The 17,373-nt window shown below is 61.8% G+C and carries 13 protein-coding genes; 5 read left to right on the forward strand and 8 right to left on the reverse strand.

Translation table 11 applies throughout. The features are described from left to right. Nucleotides 1-47: 47 nt before the first annotated feature. The 5 genes from AC1D17_RS17735 to AC1D17_RS17755 all read right to left on the reverse strand — a co-directional run bounded on the left by AC1D17_RS17735 (nt 48) and on the right by AC1D17_RS17755 (nt 5,126). Entirely contained in the window at nt 48-854 is an 807-nt protein-coding gene (locus tag AC1D17_RS17735; protein ID WP_477566667.1) for an ABC transporter permease, read from the reverse strand. A gap of 4 nt (nt 855-858) precedes the next feature. Beyond that, the gene (locus tag AC1D17_RS17740; protein WP_477566705.1) at nt 859-1,674 is read right to left on the reverse strand and encodes an ABC transporter permease; all 816 of its coding nucleotides are present in this window, start codon (nt 1,672-1,674) and stop codon (nt 859-861) included. A 216-nt stretch (nt 1,675-1,890) separates the two neighbouring features. Beyond that, nucleotides 1,891-2,970, reverse strand: coding sequence for an ABC transporter substrate-binding protein (locus AC1D17_RS17745; RefSeq protein WP_477566668.1), 1,080 nt, complete (start codon nt 2,968-2,970; stop codon nt 1,891-1,893). Between the two features lie 67 nt (nt 2,971-3,037). Beyond that, nucleotides 3,038-4,111 (reverse strand): ABC transporter ATP-binding protein, encoded by a 1,074-nt coding sequence (locus AC1D17_RS17750; protein ID WP_477566669.1) that lies wholly within the window; start codon nt 4,109-4,111, stop codon nt 3,038-3,040. A 118-nt stretch (nt 4,112-4,229) separates the two neighbouring features. After that, nucleotides 4,230-5,126: a LysR substrate-binding domain-containing protein gene (locus AC1D17_RS17755; RefSeq protein ID WP_477566670.1), complete on the reverse strand. Its 897-nt coding sequence runs from the start codon at nt 5,124-5,126 to the stop codon at nt 4,230-4,232. A gap of 159 nt (nt 5,127-5,285) precedes the next feature. Here AC1D17_RS17755 and AC1D17_RS17760 point away from each other — a divergent pair, with 159 nt between their 5' ends. Together AC1D17_RS17760 and AC1D17_RS17765 are read left to right on the forward strand one after the other, a co-directional pair. Beyond that, on the forward strand, nt 5,286-6,872 hold the full coding sequence (locus AC1D17_RS17760; RefSeq protein ID WP_477566671.1) for a zinc-binding metallopeptidase family protein: 1,587 nt from the start codon (nt 5,286-5,288) through the stop codon (nt 6,870-6,872). A 2-nt stretch (nt 6,873-6,874) separates the two neighbouring features. Next, nucleotides 6,875-7,792: a dimethylarginine dimethylaminohydrolase family protein gene (locus tag AC1D17_RS17765; RefSeq protein WP_477566672.1), complete on the forward strand. Its 918-nt coding sequence runs from the start codon at nt 6,875-6,877 to the stop codon at nt 7,790-7,792. A 150-nt stretch (nt 7,793-7,942) separates the two neighbouring features. Here the strand turns inward: AC1D17_RS17765 and AC1D17_RS17770 are convergent, their stop codons facing one another. Continuing rightward, entirely contained in the window at nt 7,943-10,456 is a 2,514-nt protein-coding gene (locus AC1D17_RS17770) for an AMP-binding protein (protein ID WP_477566673.1), read from the reverse strand. A gap of 348 nt (nt 10,457-10,804) precedes the next feature. Between AC1D17_RS17770 and AC1D17_RS17775 the strand changes: the two genes are divergently transcribed. Then, nucleotides 10,805-11,980 carry an alpha-hydroxy acid oxidase gene (locus tag AC1D17_RS17775; protein ID WP_477566674.1) on the forward strand — a complete coding sequence of 392 codons (1,176 nt, stop codon included), beginning with the start codon at nt 10,805-10,807 and terminating at the stop codon, nt 11,978-11,980. Further along, a complete protein-coding gene (locus AC1D17_RS17780; protein ID WP_477566675.1) occupies nt 11,977-13,359 on the forward strand; it encodes an FAD-binding oxidoreductase in 1,383 nt (460 codons plus the stop codon). Before AC1D17_RS17775 ends, AC1D17_RS17780 begins: the two co-directional genes overlap by 4 nt. Nucleotides 13,360-13,537: 178 nt before the next feature. Here AC1D17_RS17780 and AC1D17_RS17785 read toward each other — a convergent pair whose 3' ends face one another. Next, the gene (locus tag AC1D17_RS17785) at nt 13,538-14,554 is read right to left on the reverse strand and encodes a SphA family protein (protein WP_477566676.1); all 1,017 of its coding nucleotides are present in this window, start codon (nt 14,552-14,554) and stop codon (nt 13,538-13,540) included. Between the two features lie 426 nt (nt 14,555-14,980). Here AC1D17_RS17785 and ggt point away from each other — a divergent pair, with 426 nt between their 5' ends. Continuing rightward, nucleotides 14,981-16,669, forward strand: a complete 1,689-nt coding sequence (gene ggt, locus AC1D17_RS17790) for a gamma-glutamyltransferase (protein WP_477566706.1) — start codon at nt 14,981-14,983, stop codon at nt 16,667-16,669. 95 nt (nt 16,670-16,764) lie between these two features. Here ggt and AC1D17_RS17795 read toward each other — a convergent pair whose 3' ends face one another. Further along, nucleotides 16,765-17,364, reverse strand: coding sequence for an alpha/beta hydrolase (locus tag AC1D17_RS17795; protein WP_477566677.1), 600 nt, complete (start codon nt 17,362-17,364; stop codon nt 16,765-16,767). Nucleotides 17,365-17,373: the final 9 nt, after the last annotated feature.

Genomic DNA, 17,373 nt, shown 5'->3' on the forward strand with positions numbered 1-17,373 from the left:
TACACCTGTATAATCCGTGCGCCAGCAAGCCCCGCGCCGGAAGATTGTCAGGTTTTTCGCGATAGTTTGAAGGTGACGGCGGTCTTTACGAGGATGACCGCAATGACGATGCCGATCAGGATCACCGATATCGCCGCGATTGCCGGATCGATATTGTCGCGCAGCCCCATCCACATCATCCGCGGCAAGGTCACGGCATCGACGCTGGTGATGAACAAGGTCACGCCGATTTCTTCCCAGGAAAGCACGAAGGACAGGAAGAAGGCGGTGAGCACGCCGAACTTGATGTTCGGCAAAATGACCTTGAAGATCCTTTGGCCAACGGTCGCGCCGAAACCGCGCGCCGCCAGATCGATCCGCCGGTCCACCTGCGCCAGGGCAACGGTGACCATCACCACTGCGAAAGGCGCAATCATCACGGCGTGGGCAATGGCGACACCAATCCATGTGTCATAGGCAACGATATCGTTGACCTTCGAAAGCGTCGTCAGGAAGAAATACAGCGTGATTGCCGACACGACCGGTGGCGCCACCATCGGCAAAAGCACGAAACCGAACAAGATACTGCCAAACCACGGCCGGAACATCCAGATGCCGAGGCTGAAGGCCAGCGCCAGAAGTGTCGCGATCACCGAACTTAATATCCCGATGCGCAGGCTGAGCCAGATGCTCTGCAGCCAGGCCGGATTGTCGATAAGCGCCTGATAGTGCCGCAGCGACCAGACACCCGCCGGCATCGACAGGAACCGTGCCGGGGTGAACGATACCGGCACGACTGCGATCAGCGGCAAAAGCAGGAACAGCGCCACCGCAAAGGCGAGGATGACGGCAATCGGCGTGGGTTTCATCGACATCGGCTCAACCCAGCATCTTGTTTGGCCGCACGAAGCGCAGCATCAGCACCAGAAGCAACGCGACAAAGACCATGAGGATGACGCTGACGGCAGCGCCCAGCCCCCAGTCCGGGCTCTGGAAGATGCGCAGATAGATGAGTTCCGCGATCATGACGCTGCGGCCGCCGCCCAAAATGGCCGGCGTGACGAAGAAGCCGAGCGCGAAGACGAAGACCATCAGCCCGGCCCCCAGAATCCCCGGTATCGTCATCGGCACGAAGATCGACCAGAAGATCCGAAGCCGCGAGGCGCCCATGCCCCGCGCCGCCAGGAACACCCGCTCGTCGAGGCTGCGCATGGCGGATGCGATCGGGAAAACGGCAAACGGAATGAGGAAATGCATCATGCCGAGCACGACGCCGAATTCGTTGCGCACCATCGTCAGCGGCTCGGAAATGATGCCTGCCGATTGCAGCCAGGTATTGATCAGCCCGCGATTGGACAGAAGCGCCACCCAGCCAAAGGCGCGGGTCAGCACCGATATCCAGAAGGGAATGAGAATGCAGAGTTCCGTCATCAGCCTTTGCATCGGCGTGCCGCGCACCCAGACATAGGCAATCGCGTAAGCCGCCGCGACCGCTAAGACGGTAACGATCAGGCAGATGCGGAAGGTGCGGAAGAACACCGACTGGATCAGCGGATCGCTCATCGCCCTGCCATACTGTCCGAGCCCGGGCTCCGGCAGCGTAACGCTCCACTGCATGACGCCGAGAAAGGGAACAAGATAGGCAAGGCCGAGAAACAGCACGAGAGGTCCGAGCAGAAGCGCCGGTTTCAGCATATCGGATTTCACGGCGGCTCTCCTTTCTGTTTCAGCTGGACACCCGGGCCTTCGTCCGGTCCGGGGCGCCCGTGGTTTGGATCCTCGGGTCAAGCCCGAGGATGACGGAGGAAGGGGTYGGCCGCGATTGTCACACGGCCTGCGAGCCGGCATCAATCACGGGTCACCCTCGGGCTTGACCCGAGGGTCCATGCCACCTCCGTCGAGCGCGCCGGCTTACGCCGAAATGATCTTCGTATACTCGTCGAGCGCCGGACCGTAATTGGTCTCGTACCAAGCCATATCCAGCGGAATCTGCTTTGACATATTGGCCGGATCGACCGGGCTGAGACGCGCCTGTTCCGGCGACAGCAGCGCATCAGCGGCCGGGTTGGCGGGGCCCTGGCCGAGCATTTCGAACATGATCACCTGCTTCTTCGGGTCCTGCGCCGAGGCAATGAACTTCATTGCATTGTCCTTGCCGCCCGGATTGCCCTTGATCACGCCCATGGCGCCTGGCGAAATCAGGCCCTGGTCCCAGACGAACTTGATCGAACCGCCGGAATCCTTCTCGATCAGCCCGGCGCGGGTCGACCAGATCAGCGCCATCGAGGCCTCGCCGTTCAGAAGCACCGACTGGCTTTCGGCGCCGCCGCCCCAGTAGGAGACGACATTGTCCTTGAAGGCCGCGATTTTCTTGTGGGCGCGATCGAGGTCGAGGGGATAGAGCTTTGCCGGCTCGACACCGTCGGCCAGAAGGGCTGCCTCCCACATGCCCGCGCCCCATTTGTAGAGCGAGCGCTTGCCGGGGAATTTCTCGACGTCGAAGAAGTCGGCCATGCCGGTCGGCACCTTGTCGCCGAATTTCGAGGCGTCATAGGCGATGATATAGGAAAAGAAATAGGTCGAGGCGGCAAATTCCCAGCCAAAGCCCTCGCGCATTTTCTTCTTGTCGACGACCGCGTAGTCGATGGGCTCCATCATGCCCTTCTTGCCAAGCGCCTGCGCCGAGAAGGGATCGATATCGACGATGTCCCAAGCGGGCTTGCCGCCTTCGAACTGCGCTGCGACCGCGCCTTCCGTCGGCCCGGAGCCGTCCTGTTTGACGGTGATGCCGGTCTCTTCCTTGAAGGGTGCGCCGTAGGCCTTGTCATAGGCCGGGCCCGCATCGCCGCCCCAGTTGACGAAGACGAGCTCGCCTTCCGCAGCCCAGCCGCGCGTCGCGCCAAGCGCGATCGGGCTTGCCGACAGCAACAGTGCCGCCAGCTGGGTGAATCTGCGGCGGGACATGCCGCCTGTTGCCACTATTTCGCTCATGCCGTTCTCCTCTGGTTTTTGCGGCGCGCCTTTATCGGCGTCGCTCGTGTCATGCACGTTCAGGCACTTACAGAAAGAAACCCTGGTTGGCCGGCCATCCGGCCCAGACCTGCCGCCCCGGCTGAAAGGCGCTCTTCACCTCGCGCGTCGGCATCTGCAGGACCAGCCCGATACCGCCCGGCGTCTTCAGGCCAAAGCGCGTTTCCGCGCCGAGATAGGTGACTTCGCCGATTTCCGCCTTCAGCATGTTGCCCTCGGCCGGCGCCTGCTCGAACATCACCATATGCTCGGGCCGGATGGCGAAATGCTCGCTGACGGTCTGGCCCGGCGCTGAGATGCGCATCGGATGCCCCTCGAAAATCCCTTCGGCACCATCTGCCGTTGCCTTGACGCCGGAAAGCGACAGAAAATTCACATCGCCCAGGAATTCCGCGACGAACCGGTTGGCCGGCCGCTCGTAAACATCCTTCGGCGTTCCGATCTGCTGCAATTGTCCCTGATTGAAGATGCCGATGCGGGTCGAAAGCGCCAACGCCTCGGACTGGTCATGCGTCACGAAAACGAAGGTCGTGCCCGTCTCCTGATGCAGTCTGCGAACCTCCTCCTGCATCGAGGATCGCAGGTTCTTGTCGAGCGCCGAAAACGGCTCGTCCAACAGCAGCACGGAGGGCTCGAAGACCAGTGCGCGCGCCAGTGCAACGCGTTGCTGCTGCCCTCCCGAGAGACCGGCCGGCCGTTTTTTCTCATGTCCACGCAAGCCCACGCGATCGATGATCGTATCGACGCTGCGCTTGATATCGCTGTCCGGGCGCCCCTGAACCTGCAGCGGAAAGGCGATATTCTGCTCGACCGACATGTGCGGAAACAGCGCATAACCCTGAAAGACCATTCCGAAGGCGCGCTTCTCGGCCGGGACGGCGGTGATGTCGGCACCATTTTTCATCAGACTGCCGGTGGTCGGCGTCTCGAACCCCGCAAGGATCATCAGGAAGGTGCTTTTTCCGGATCCCGATGGCCCCAGAAGTGTCAGGAATTCGCCCGAGCCGATCGTCAGCGAAATGACGCGCAAGGCATGGAAATCACCATAGGCCTTGCCAATTCCGCGAGCTGTGATTTCGGCCGCCTCGTGTCCGCTCTGCATCGACGCTCCTTTTCAACCCGGAAATCGTAGGAGCGTTTTAGCAACAGAACAAACGAAATCTTTTCCCCGCTTGGACAAATAAAATTTGCCAAGCATCGCCCACAGAATGGGCGAATGCTCAGACGTCTGTGTCATTTTTAAGCATCTCCGAGCGCAACCACGAACTGAATGCCACAACGGCCTGATTGTCGGCCTTGGCCTCCGACGTCACCAGATAATAGGAGCGGCTGGAATTGATACTGATATCGAACGGCTGCACCAATTGTCCGCTGTTCATCGCGTGCCGGGAGGTGAAGGGATCACCGACTGCAACGCCTTGTCCGGAGAGGGTCGCAGCAAAAACCAGGTTCATGTCGGAGAAAACAATCCCGGTCGAGGCATAACTCTGATCGACCCCCGCCAGCGCCAGCCAGGCCTCCCAGTCCTCGTAATCGGTCAGGTGCAGCAGGCACATCTTCTTGATGTCGTTCGGTCCGTTGAGACCGCCGATCTTGTTGAGCAAGGCCGGACTGCAGAGCGGGGCAAACTCCACTTCGATGATGAGTTCCACCTGCATCGACGGCCAGTTTCCCGTGCCGAACGCGATGAAGACATCGACGTCGGGATTGCTGATATCGTCGAGACGCCGCGGTGTGACAATGGAAATCCGCACATCCGGATAGGCCTCGCGGAAGTGCGAGATATAGTTGCACAGCCAGCTCGACGCGAAACCCGGCGGGCAGCTGACCGTGATCGAGCCGCTGACGCCGCGGCTCGCGTGGCGCGAAGCGGACCCGGCAATGGCATTGAGCGCCTGACGGATATCTGCGGCATAACCCAGCCCCTGCTCCGTCAGTTCGATCCGTGTTCCGACGCGATTGAAGATCTGGAACCCGAGCTCCCGCTCTAAAAGTCGCAACTGATGGCTGATGGCGCTGCGCGTCAGGTTGAGTTCGTCGGCCGCTTTCCACACCGTGCCGTGCCGGGCGAAGCTTTCCAGCGCGCGCAAAGCCTGTGTCGATGGAATTCTCTGCATGGGCGCTCTCCTGATCTGGCCGAAAAGCTAGTCCGGATTTTGAGCATTGGCGAACTTAATTTGTCGAAGGCGGGAAAACATTTCACTTTTTCAAAAACTCGAACGGCGCTTAACTGACCGCAGCAACTCAGCCGAATTCTCCAGCGAAACGAAACCATCGTGCCGATATCCGCCGCCCAGACCTCCGCACTGAGCTTCGTCGACACCATCCGGGCCGACCTCTCTGACTGGACGGCGCGGATATTCTCCTTCGGCGAGACCGCGTGGCGCGAATACGAATCCGCCGCCTGGTATGTCGATCTCTTGCGCAAACAGGGKTTTTCCGTCGAGGAAGGCTCCGCCGGCATGCCGACGGCGTTTTGCGCCGAATGGAGCAACGGCCCCGGCCCGGTTATCGGCATGTACGCCGAATACGACGCCGTGCCCGGAAACTGCCAGGCTCCAACGACGCGTCGAGAACCGCGCGACGGCTTCAGCTATGAGGCCGGCGGCCATACCGATCCGCATTCGGCGCTTGGCGTCGGCTCGCTCGGTGGCCTGCTCGCCACCAAGGCGGCGATGGAGCAGCACGGCATCAAGGGCACGTTGCGCTTCACCGGCGAACCGGCTGAAAAAGTGCGCGGTTCCAAGCCGATCCATGCCGCCAAGGGCTATTACGATGGTCTCGCCGGCATGTTCTCGTTCCATCCGTTCTACATGCTGCCGATGTGCAACACCGTGCGCTGGGACACCCACTGCGGCGCGGCCTATTCGATGATCTACCGCTTCATCTGCGACCAGCCGGAGGCCTGGGGCCGCAGCGACGGCGCGCCGATCCCGCAATCGCACTCGGCCGTGCGCGCGCCGGGCGCCAACGATGCGCTGATGACCATGTACATGGCCTCGAAAGCGTTGCGGGACTCCATGCTCACCCACCAGGGCGGCTGGTCGATCAGCGAGGCGATCCTGACCGCCGGACAGGCGACCGCCGACAACCTTCCGGCCGGCCTTGCCGAAATCCAGTACATGATCCGCGTGCCGACCATCGCCATGGCCGAGCAGGTGACCTCGGTCCTTGACCGCAACGCTGCTGCCGCAGCGGCGATGACCGGCTGTCGCACCGAGCGCCACTGGGTCTCGAAATCCCGCCCCGGCCTTGCCAATCACGCGATGGCCAACCTCGTCTGGGATGCGCTGCAAACCGTCGGCCCGCCGCGCTGGGATGAGGACGCAAAGACTGTCGCCCGCGAAATCCAGACCAATCTCGGCGTGGCGGCGATGGATGAGCCGTTCATCGAGGAAATGGAAACGCTGATTTCCCCGCAAGACGCCGAAGCCATCCTGCGCCGCGATCTCGCACCCTCTCAGTTGAATTCCACGTCCGACGATTACACCGATATGAGCTGGCACGCCCCGACGGCCCGTTTCTACATCGCCCGCCCGGCGCTGAAAGCCCCCGCCGGCTATACCTATCCGGTCTGGGTCGCCAATGCGCTCGGTGGCATCCCGGCCACCATCGACCCGACCGTGCTCTGCGCGGCCAGGACCATCGCCATATCCGCCCTCCGGCTGTTGGAAGACGAGACTATTCGCACCGCCGCCAAAACCGAATTCAACGAGCGTACCGGCGGCGGTATTGGCGGCTCCAAATGGTTGCCGCCCCTTTGCGACTACACACCGCCCGTCCATTTCCGCTGGCCCGAATATGTGACCACCGCCCGTGGCCGTGACTGGTGGATCCCCAAACCCTCAACCTCGGAGGCATGATCATGCAGTTCAACGAGCCCTTTTCGCTTCAGCGCCGCAACCCCAAGGGCGGCACCGCGCCGCTTACCCGCTGGGGCTTCAAGAACGAGACCGATCCGCTGACCGACGTGCTGCTCGGCTCGCCGGCGCACCTAAGGCACCTCTCCACCAGCTCGCTATCGCGCAAGCACCTGCGCGAGGCACCCTGCAATATCCAGGTGGCGCAATCGCAGCACAAGGAACTGGTCTCAGCCTACGAGCATTTCGGCGTCAAGATCCACTGGCACGAGCCGACGCCGGAACTGCCGATGCAGGTCTATTCCCGCGATTCCAGCGTCATGACGCCCTATGGCGCCATCATCACCGCGATGGCCAACTGGTGGCGGCGCGGCGAGAATTATGCCGCGATCCGCACCTATGAAAAGCTCGGCATCCCCATTTACGACATGGTCACGGCCGGCACCTTCGAGGGTGGCGATTTCAACGTCATCGAGGATGGTTGCGTGCTGATCGGCTGCGGCGGCGCCCGCACGCAGGAGGAAGGCGCCCGGCAGGTCGAGGACTGGTTCAAAAAGGAAGGCTGGGAAACCCGCCTTGCCTTCATCGACGAATATTACGTCCATATCGACCTGATGGTCGTACCGATCGCCCCGAAACTGACGGCCGTGTGCCTCGCCTGCACCGAGCCSGGCATCGTCGATTGGCTGAAGGSMAARGGCCACGAGATCATCGACGTGCCCTTCCAGGACACGATGGCGCTCGGCTGCAATTTCATGTCGCTCGGCAAGGATCGGGTGATTGCGCCCACGTCGTCAAAAACCCTGATCGAAAAACTCCGCGCCCGCGGCTTCGAAGTCGCCGCCATCGACATGAGCGAAATCTCCAAGACCGGCGGCGGCATCCACTGCATGGCGCAGGCGCTGGTGCGCGAGGCGGCGTAACGGCCGAAGTCCCCTGCCCGCATGTCCTCCCTGGGGGGAGGGCATGCTTGTTCCAGTTCATTATCCGCAAAGATCTTAGACTAGGCCGCGTCTCCACCAGACGCTTTTCTCAGCCTGCAGGGCCTGCAGGACTAACGTTCGCCCGGCGGATCAGCGCTGGAATTTCAATTTTCCGCCATACGAGGAGCGATCCTCTTGTAACGATGTGAAATTCTTCGACCTTACCGAAAGAAATCGCAAACTGCCCTGCTGCACCGACCGCATCAACAACCCGATTGCGATGCCTCCGGCAATGGACATGGCTTGACCGAACGCCGGCGGCAGGTGCCCGACGATGGGCAGCATCAGCACCTCGGGCACCAAACGATGAAAGAGGTAAATCGGGAAGCTCGCCGCCGAAATCGTCAGGACAAGCGCCGCCAACCCTTTTGGAAGCGCTATCCTTGGCGCAAACAGCAAGGCCGCCAGCGCGGTGAACAGCGTCGTATACTTGATCGCGGTCCCGATCCATACGCTTTCGACAACCCCGAGGTAGCCGATTACGATCGCCGCAATCGACAGGAGGATTGCCCGCTTTAAGGCCGTGTCGGCAAAAGCAGCGCACCAGCCGAACATGGCGCCATGAAATACCCACGGCAGCGTGAATATCTGCCGGTTTCCGATGTCGATCAGCGGAGGAACCGCATATCGCGCCAGGACCCCGAAGGTTAGGAAAGCCAGCCCCGCCTCAAAGGGATATGTCCGCGCCCAGCGCCGAAAGCGCGGCAGGAAAAAGGGGGCGGCGACGACGGCGATCGTCTGAACATAGGCCTCCACGAACCAATAAAGGTAAGGGATCATGGTGTGTCGTACCGGATCGGCATATCCGAAATTGCCGGTGAGCGTCACGGACGCCCAGGGAATTTCCCCCCATGCAAGCGAGTAGGCTGCGACAACAGCGAAATATGGCACCAGAACCTGCAGCAGCGGGTGAACCAGCGCGTCCCAGCGACCGGCAAACAGGGCCTGTGACTGAAACCGCGCCAGGCTGTACCCGACAAGCAACATCATCACGCTTGAGCCGCCCGGTATCGGCCATAACGTTTCGTGATGGACGACGACCAGAAGGATTGCCAAGGCCCGAAGCAAAATGTCGATTCCGACCGATCGCATCATGGGTTTCCGCGCCGGCGTTTTCCCTACACCCGCCGACAGAGTACTGACGGGCATGTTTTCCCATCCCTCGGGGACTGCCGCCATCAGCCGATCGAGTTCCAGGGAGAGCTGGACGAAACGCAGGGAGTCGCCGCCGAGTGTGATGAAGCTGTCCCGCCCCGTGACGCGCCTCGGATAAAACACCTGCGCGAACGCCTCCTCGACCGAGCGGATAGTTTCGCCGGGAGTGTCTGCCTCGACGTTTTGGCTAAGCGCCGCGTAGTCCACTTTGCCCGACGAAAGGCGCGGCAGCTCCCGCATCCTGCACACCCTGAAATGGGTGGCCGTCAGGCCGCTTGCCTCGACCAGCAGGCGGCAGACATGATCGCTGTCGAAATCGCCGCGGAAAAACACCTGAATGACCCGGTCATCGCCGACCACAGCGGCTTTAACGCCCTTTGCGGCAAGCGCGGCTTCCAGAAAATCGTGACCGGTCCTGATGCCGGCAATTTTCGAGAAGCGGCTGATCCGCCCGGTTATGCGGTAGAGGCCGTTTTCATCCCGCATGGCCAGATCGCCGGTTTTCAAGCTCGAAAGCTCATGTCCGCGGCCGAGGTCTTGGCGTGTCTCGCCATAACCCATCATGACGTTGGGGCCAGTATAAACCAGCTGGCCTTCCGCGCCGCTTGTCGCGATGGGCCTACCGCCGCCGTCAAGCAGCAACAACGCACCGTCGGGGATGGCAACGCCGATACGATCTTCATTGCCCTCCAGGCGGTCCGGCGGCATGTAGGCGATCCGCGCCGTTGCCTCGGTCTGGCCATACATGGCGAAGAACTCGCCGCCGTTTGCACCCATATGGCGATTGTATTTTCGAACAAGATCGGGACACATGCGGCCACCGGCGACCGTCATGAGCCGGAGATTTGCGAAGCGCCTTTTGCGGAAACCCGCTTTCTCCAGAAGTTCGTAGGAATAGGGTACGCCTGCGAAGTTTGTACAACCCGCCTCCTCAAGCACTGAGAGGAAGGCAGGATCGCGAACCGACACACCGGGAAGACAGACGGTCGCGCCGGCTTTCATATGCGAATTGAGAACCGAAAGCCCGTAGGAATAGTGCAGCGGCAAGATGCAGCAGGCGCAATCACCGGGTTGGAGCGTCAGATATTCCGCAATCGAGTTCGCATTGGCCGTCAGGTTTGCCGCTGACAGCCGCACCGCCCTCGGTTTGCCCGAACTGCCGGATGTCATGAGCACAAGGGCAAGATCATCGTGAAGACTGCAATGCGCTGAACCGCCGCCCGTCTGGGTCAGGCGCCAGCGTTCGCCATCTCTTCGAAAGACCAGATCAGGGGAGAACCGGGCCTCGAAGTCGGCCAGAACCTCCCGGGCGCCCGGTGGCAGCATCGCAACCGCGTGCCCGGCGCGCAGCGCCGACAGATATGCGACGATCGCCATATCGGAAGTATGCGCTTCAACCGCGATCAGCTTCTTGCGCTCATTGCCGATGCGGGCGGCAAAGCGCGTCATCCGGTCATCGAGCTCGCAATAGGTTACGGCCGCAGAGCCCGGAAACCGAAGAGCGATCCGGTCTCCTCCTTCGGCGATTGCGGATAAAAAGGCTGGCGGTATCACTGACAAACTCACGAAATCGAAACGCGGGAACCGGTGCCTCGTTAGATTTTATGAATATAACAGTCAAGTTAAAATCCAGCCTCGACTTTCGGGATTCAGGCAAATCACGGCGCGTCGGGCCCGGACACTTGTGCCGCGCACGGCCAACGGCCCCTTGCATACAAGTGCCAGGCTTCGAGCCTTTCTGTTTCCACGCCGAAAGCGCTAAGGTACAGGCCGAATCGAAGAGCATCCGGATCAAGCATGACAGACCTCAACAGACGTTTTCCCTGCGTTGCCGATATGGAGACGGCGGCTGCGCGGCGCATGCCGGGGTTCGTGCATGATTATTTGATCGGCGGCCTCGGCCGGGAAAGCGGTGTCCGGCGCAATGTGGAAAGCTTCGACACGGTCGAGCTGATGCCGCGCTACCTGTCGGAGGCGCCTTCGCCGGATATAGGCGTCACCCTGTTCGGCAAACGCTTCGACGCGCCGTTCGGCGTCGCCCCGCTCGGTCTTGCCGGCCTGCTCTGGCCCGGCAGCGAAATGCCGCTGGCCAGTGCTGCCAAGGCCCATAATATCCCGCATGTGCTCTCGACCTTCGCCAACCGTGCCATGGAAACCATCGGCCCGGTGACCGGCGACAATGGCTGGTTCCAGTTCTATCCGCCCAACGATCCGGCCATGGAAGCCGATATGATCGCGCGCGCCGCACGATCCGGCTACCAGACGCTGGTGCTGACCGTCGATATCCCCGCCCCCACCCGCCGCGAGCGCGATATCCGCAACGGCATGTCGGTGCCGCCGATCCTCGATCTGAAGACGCTGTTCCAGATCGCCACCCATCCGCACTGGGCAAGCCACGTGCTCCGCCACGGCATTCCCGATTTCGAAAACCTGTCGCCCTATTATCCCAAGGGTTCGTCGCTAAAGCAGTCGGCGGAATTCGTCGGCCGCGTCATGACCGGCCATCTTGGCGCAGACCGCGTCCGCCGTATCCGCGATGCCTGGAAAGGCCGGCTTTTGATCAAGGGCGTGCTCGATGTTTCGGAAGCGCAGGCCTATCTGGCAATGGGTGCCGATGGCCTGGTCGTCTCCAATCACGGCGGCCGCCAGCTCGATGCCGCTCCGACTGCTGTCTCCGTCCTGCCCGGCATCCGCCGTGCCCTCGGCCCCGATGTGCTGGTCGCCGCCGATGGCGGTATCCGCTCGGGTCTCGATGTCGCCCGCCTGCTGGCACTCGGCGCCGATTTCGTCCTGATCGGCCGTCCCTTCGTCTTTGCCAGCGCCGCGATGGGCGCTGCCGGCGGCGATCACCTGATGACCGTCCTCAAGGCCGAACTGTCCAGCGCGATGGCCCAGCTCGGCTGCCGGACGATTGCCGGGTTGCCGTCCTTCCTCCATGCTCCAGTCCCAACCTGTGGGAGACACCAGCCATGACCGTCATCGACGACCTGATCGAAACCCTTGGTGCAGACGTGGTGCTCACCGGCGAAGCCATCGGCGGCCGGTACCGCAGCGACGCCAGCGGTACCGGCAAATCCCTGCCGCTGGCCGTGCTGCGTCCCGCAAGCACGCAGCAGGTCTCAGCCGCGCTTGCCATCTGCGATCGCCACCGCCAGCCCATCGTGCCGCAGGGCGGCCTCACCGGCCTTGCCGGCGGCGCCAATGCGCGGGGCGGCGACATCGCGATTTCGCTGGAGCGCATGTCGGGCGTCGAAGACATCGATACGGCCGCCGGCACCATGACCGTTTTGGCCGGCACACCTTTGGAAGTGGCGCAACTGGTGGCGGAAACCGCCGGCTTCCTTTTGCCGATCGATCTCGGCGCCCGCGGCTCCTGTCAGATCGGCGGCAATATCGCGACCAATGCCGGCGGCATCCGCGTCATCCGCCATGGCGTCACCCGCGACAACGTGCTCGGCCTCGAAGCCGTGCTCGCCGACGGCACCGTGCTGTCGTCGCTCAACCGGATGACCAAGAACAATACCGGCTATGACCTGCGCCAGCTGTTCATCGGTTCGGAAGGCACGCTCGGCATCGTCACCCGCGCCGTCCTGCGCCTGCGGCCCCTGCCCGCCGCCCGGCTGACGGCGCTGTGCGCCATTGAAAGTTATGCCCATGTCGTCACGCTGCTGAAATCCGCCCAGCGCGGATTGCCCGGCCTGTCGGCCTTCGAGGCGATGTGGCAAAGCTATTTCCGCTTCAACGCCGAGGCGCTGAACCTCACTTTCTTCGACAAAGCCTACCCGTTCATCGTCATCATCGAGCAGGATGTTGACGGCACCGACGAAGACAAGGAGCGTTTCGAAGCATTTCTCGGCCAGGCCTTCGAAGATGGCCTGGTCACCGACGCGCTGATCGCCCAATCGGAAAAGGAGGCCCGCGCATTCTGGTCGGTGCGCGAGGGCCATATGATGGATCAGCTGCTACCCGGCCTGATCAATCTCGACGTCAGCCTGCCGGTCGGCCAGCTCGACGATTTCGCCGGCGATTGCGAGAAAGCCCTGCTTGCCCGCTTCCCGGCCGCCCATGTCTCTTTCTTCGGCCATGTCGGCGATAGCAACCTGCATGTGGCCGTCTGGACCGAAAAGGCTGGCGAGCACGAGCTGCACGAGATCGACGCCATCGCCTACGCCCTTGTCCGCCAGTTCAAAGGCGCGATCTCCGCCGAACACGGCATCGGCACCCTGAAGCGCGAGTTCCTCGACCATTCCCGCAGCGAAGCCGAAATCGGCGTCATGCGCCGCATCAAGGCAGCGCTCGATCCCAACGGCATCATGAACCCCGGCAAGGTGCTGCCGATAGAAACAGATTAAACCATGCTTCGGCGGACCCTTCCCACCTGGTGAACAGGTGTTTGGTCAAAGGCCCAAGCTATCCTCCGTCTTCCTCGCCGATGTGGCGGGGATTTGGCTTCCCCGCGTCAGCCGCAGGAAAGCCGCTGCCGTGGCTGCAGGCATCAGCCTCTCTTGCAGTGGATGTGTCTGGCCCGCTTCATTCCGCGGAAGTTGCTTTCGGGCTGGACAGTGGCAATGCRATCGTCAAAAACACGGAGTCGCCTTCAGCGCGATTTTCGACACCGAATTCATGGAAATATTTGATGCGGGCGGAAACGGGTTGATCCGCCACGGCGAAGTTCCAGCCAATGGTTGCGCCGACGGCATATGCCCTGCCCTTAAACGGCCCTCGCGCGCCCGCGCCGCTGTCGCCTGTCGTTTGATGATACGCATAGCCAACCAGACCCATGTCCCATTTCTGTCCGAAATGCTTCAGGGCGGCCCCTTCGAAATGCAGTTCATTGCCGGACCTGTAGTCTGTCGCCGGGTTCTCTGCGTTGAACGTCATCCCCAGAGCGCCGGATAACTCGAAGCCGCTCGCCGGGTCGAGCCAGGTCAGTGCGCCATTGACGTCTGCTCCCCAGTGATGAAAGGCAATGTTGGAAATCTCGCCGTCCTGATAGTCGCCGACCGGCACGTTGATAATGGTGCCGATCTGCCAGTGCAGGTTTCCGGCATCCCAACCAAGGCTGGCGCTGGCCAGCGGGTCACCGATCGTGAACACCGTGTCAGTGATCGCACCCGTCGCCGTTCCTCCGAGTGGACCGGCGATGGTTAGATCCGCACTCGACTTCATCCAGCCAAAAGGGACGGTCAACCCCAAACCGAGACGGCCATTCAGCACTTCCTCCTCCGGCACCCAGAGCAAGGTCGGCGCAGCAAGGACGGCACTACCATCGACCCCGAGCGCGAGCTTGCCACCCGTTGGCAGCTGTTTGCCTCCGCCAAGACTGCCGTCGTACAGCCAGATGTCATTTTGGAAATAGAGGCCTGGCGGCGGTGCGATGCCAGCAGCCGGGCCTTTGCTGCCGAGCAGATAAAAACCTGCGCCCCGTTCGGCGGCCATGCCGGAATTCGTCGATACCAGCGCAGCGACGACGGCCAGGGCTCCCATCGATACTTTTCTATTCACGACAACATCCCCCCAGAAGCAATCAGAATCGGCGGCGGCCATTCCTTGTCGCCATAATGTCACGATGCGTATTGGCTGCGAATGACGACCGCGCAAAATATCCTGTGGCGTGACGGTTGCGGACGGGGGATTGTGTCCTTTATGCCGCACAACCGGCGACAGGTGCGCTGTGGTTAGAGGGGTAATTCCGGGGTAGGGTTTCGTCGGCGCGCGACCAATAAGCCTCAGGAGCTCACTCTTGACGTTCGCCATGCGGAAGTAAGCGACGCCGGCAAGGCACGGCTTCTCCTCAAGCAGAGGTTAAACGTACCACCTTCTATCGCCAGCAGCCCTTTTCCATCCTCCAGGCTGGCATTGCCGATCGATCTCGGCAAAGATGGCTGATCCGAAAACCGGAACCGGGAGAACACCATGCTGTCTGTTACCCGTCGCGGCGCCATCGCCGCCCTCGTCATCTCCGTCGCCTTCATGCCCCTGCCCTCGGCGCTCGCCGCGTCGCCCGAGCCGGTCAAGGCCGAGCATGGCATGGTCGTCACCGCCCAGCATCTCGCCTCCGATGTCGGCGTCGAGGTTCTGAAAAAAGGCGGCAATGCCGTCGATGCCGCGGTCGCCGTCGGTTATGCGCTGGCCGTCGTCTACCCAACCGCCGGAAATATCGGCGGCGGCGGGTTCATGACCATCCGGCTGCAGGACGGCAAGACCACCTTCCTCGATTTCCGCGAACGCGCGCCGCTTGCAGCGACCAAGACCATGTATCTCGACGGCAAGGGCGAGATCGTCAAAGGTGCGAGCACCGCCGGCTATCTGGCGGTCGGCGTTCCCGGCTCCGTCATGGGCTTCGAGACGGCCCGCGAGAAATACGGGACGCTGCCGCGCGAGGAGCTGATGGCGCCAGCCATTCGCTTTGCCAGGGAGGGCTTCACGCTGGATCAGGGCGATATTGCCTCGCTTGGCAACGGCGCCAAAAAGCTCTCGAAAGACAAGGCCGCCGCCGCGATTTTCCTCAAACCGGACGGCAAGACCTTTTCGATCGGTGAAACCCTGGCCCAGCCGGAGCTGGCCGCAAGCCTGACCAGCATTTCGGAGAAAGGCCCTGATGCCTTCTATAAGGGCGCAATCGCCGATAATATCGTCAAGGCGAGTGCCGCCACCGGCGGCATTCTCGCCAAGAGCGATTTCGAGCAATATACCGTCCGCGAACTCAAGCCCGTGACCTGCACTTATCGCGGCTACGAGATCGCCTCCTCGCCGCCTCCAAGCTCGGGCGGCGTCATCATCTGCGAAATCCTCAATGTGCTGGAAGGCTATCCGCTGTCCTATCTCGGCTATGGATCGGCCGAGACCGTGCATACCATGATCGAGGCCATGCGCCATGCCTATGTCGATCGCAACTCGGCGCTCGGCGATCCGGATTTTGTCGAAAACCCGGTCGAAAAGCTGACCGGCAAGGCCTATGCCAAGGAAATCCGCGAAAAGATCAATCCGTTCAAGGCCGGCATCTCGAAGGACCTGATGCCGAAGGGCATGGGCGAAAGTGCCGAGACGACACATTATTCGATCATCGACAATGACGGCAATGCAGTGGCCGTCACCTATACGCTGAACGGCTCATTTGGCGCCGGCGTCGTTGCGCCCGGAACCGGCATCCTGCTCAACAACGAGATGGACGATTTCACCTCCAAGCCCGGCTCTCCCAACCTCTACGGCCTGGTGCAGGGTGAGGCCAATGCGATCGCGCCGAAGAAGACGCCGCTGTCGTCAATGAGCCCGACGATCGTCTCGAAGGAYGGCAAGCCGTTCATGGTCATCGGCAGCCCCGGCGGTGCCCGCATCATCACCATCACGCTGGAAACGATCGTCAACGTCATTGATCATGGCATGAACATCCAGGAAGCCATCGACGCCCCGCGCATCCATCATCAATGGCTGCCCGACAAGGTCTACATGGAGCCCTTCGCCCTCTCGTCCGATACGCTGAAACTGTTGACGGACATGGGCCATGACGTCGGCATAGACGCCAGCTGGCCGGTCTGGGGCCAGGCGGCCGGCATTCTGGTCGGTGGCCGCAATCTCGCCGAAATCGAGGAAGGCGGCGGCGCCCGCTACAACGGCGCCATGGACAGCCGCGCGACATCGGGGGCTGCACGAGGGTATTGAGTTGCGATCCAAGATCGCCAGTTCGAGATCGGAGTGGCTTACCCCCCCTCTGTCACTCGCCAACAGAGGGGGTGCCACGCGCCCGCAATGAGCCCTTACCCCAGAAACCGCTTGATCGCCTCGACCTCGTTCGGGCGGATATCGTGGCCGCCGGTGTGCCACTCCGTTTCCACGCTCGCTTTTTGTGCCGCAAAATAGTCGGCAAGGGCCTGCGTCAGCGGCGCCGGGCAGATCGGGTCGCGCTGGCCGGCGGTGATCAGGATCTTTTTGCCCGCAAGCGACGGATTGTCCTTCGGCTTGAAGGGAATGAGCGGATGCAAAAGGATCGCCTTGGTAAACAGGTTCGTCTCGATCAGCAGATTGGCGAGAATGTTGGCGCCGTTGGAAAAGCCAAGGCCGATGATCTCGGAGGCCTTGTGCTCGGAAGCCAGCCGGGTGACGAACTCAGCCATCTTGCCCGTCGCCCGGGCAAGGTCGGCCATGTCGTAGACGCCTTCGCCGGTGCGGCGGAAGAAGCGCGCCGCGCCGTGTTCGGAAACGTCGCCGCGCGGTGAAACGATCGTCGCGTCCGGCAGGAGGTCGCTGCCAAAGTCGAAGAACTGCCGCTCGTCGCCGCCGGTCCCGTGGAAAACGAAGAAGATCGGATTTCCTGGTGCGCCGGATTTCAACCGGTGCACATAGCCATAGTCAGTCATGATATCGCT

The sequence above is a fragment of the Pararhizobium sp. P1_E7 genome (assembly GCF_056405855.1).

Excerpts from the sequence above, each read along its gene's own strand:
- AC1D17_RS17735 (WP_477566667.1), bottom strand. The coding sequence starts at position 854 with ATGTCGATGAAACCCACGCCGATTGCCGTCATCCTCGCCTTTGCGGTG.
- AC1D17_RS17740 (WP_477566705.1), bottom strand. The coding sequence starts at position 1,674 with ATGCTGAAACCGGCGCTTCTGCTCGGACCTCTCGTGCTGTTTCTCGGC.
- AC1D17_RS17745 (WP_477566668.1), bottom strand. The coding sequence starts at position 2,970 with ATGAGCGAAATAGTGGCAACAGGCGGCATGTCCCGCCGCAGATTCACC.
- AC1D17_RS17750 (WP_477566669.1), bottom strand. The coding sequence starts at position 4,111 with ATGCAGAGCGGACACGAGGCGGCCGAAATCACAGCTCGCGGAATTGGC.
- AC1D17_RS17755 (WP_477566670.1), bottom strand. The coding sequence starts at position 5,126 with ATGCAGAGAATTCCATCGACACAGGCTTTGCGCGCGCTGGAAAGCTTC.
- AC1D17_RS17770 (WP_477566673.1), bottom strand. The coding sequence starts at position 10,456 with ATGACGCGCTTTGCCGCCCGCATCGGCAATGAGCGCAAGAAGCTGATC.
- AC1D17_RS17775 (WP_477566674.1), top strand. The coding sequence starts at position 10,805 with ATGACAGACCTCAACAGACGTTTTCCCTGCGTTGCCGATATGGAGACG.
- AC1D17_RS17780 (WP_477566675.1), top strand. The coding sequence starts at position 11,977 with ATGACCGTCATCGACGACCTGATCGAAACCCTTGGTGCAGACGTGGTG.
- AC1D17_RS17795 (WP_477566677.1), bottom strand. The coding sequence starts at position 17,364 with ATGACTGACTATGGCTATGTGCACCGGTTGAAATCCGGCGCACCAGGA.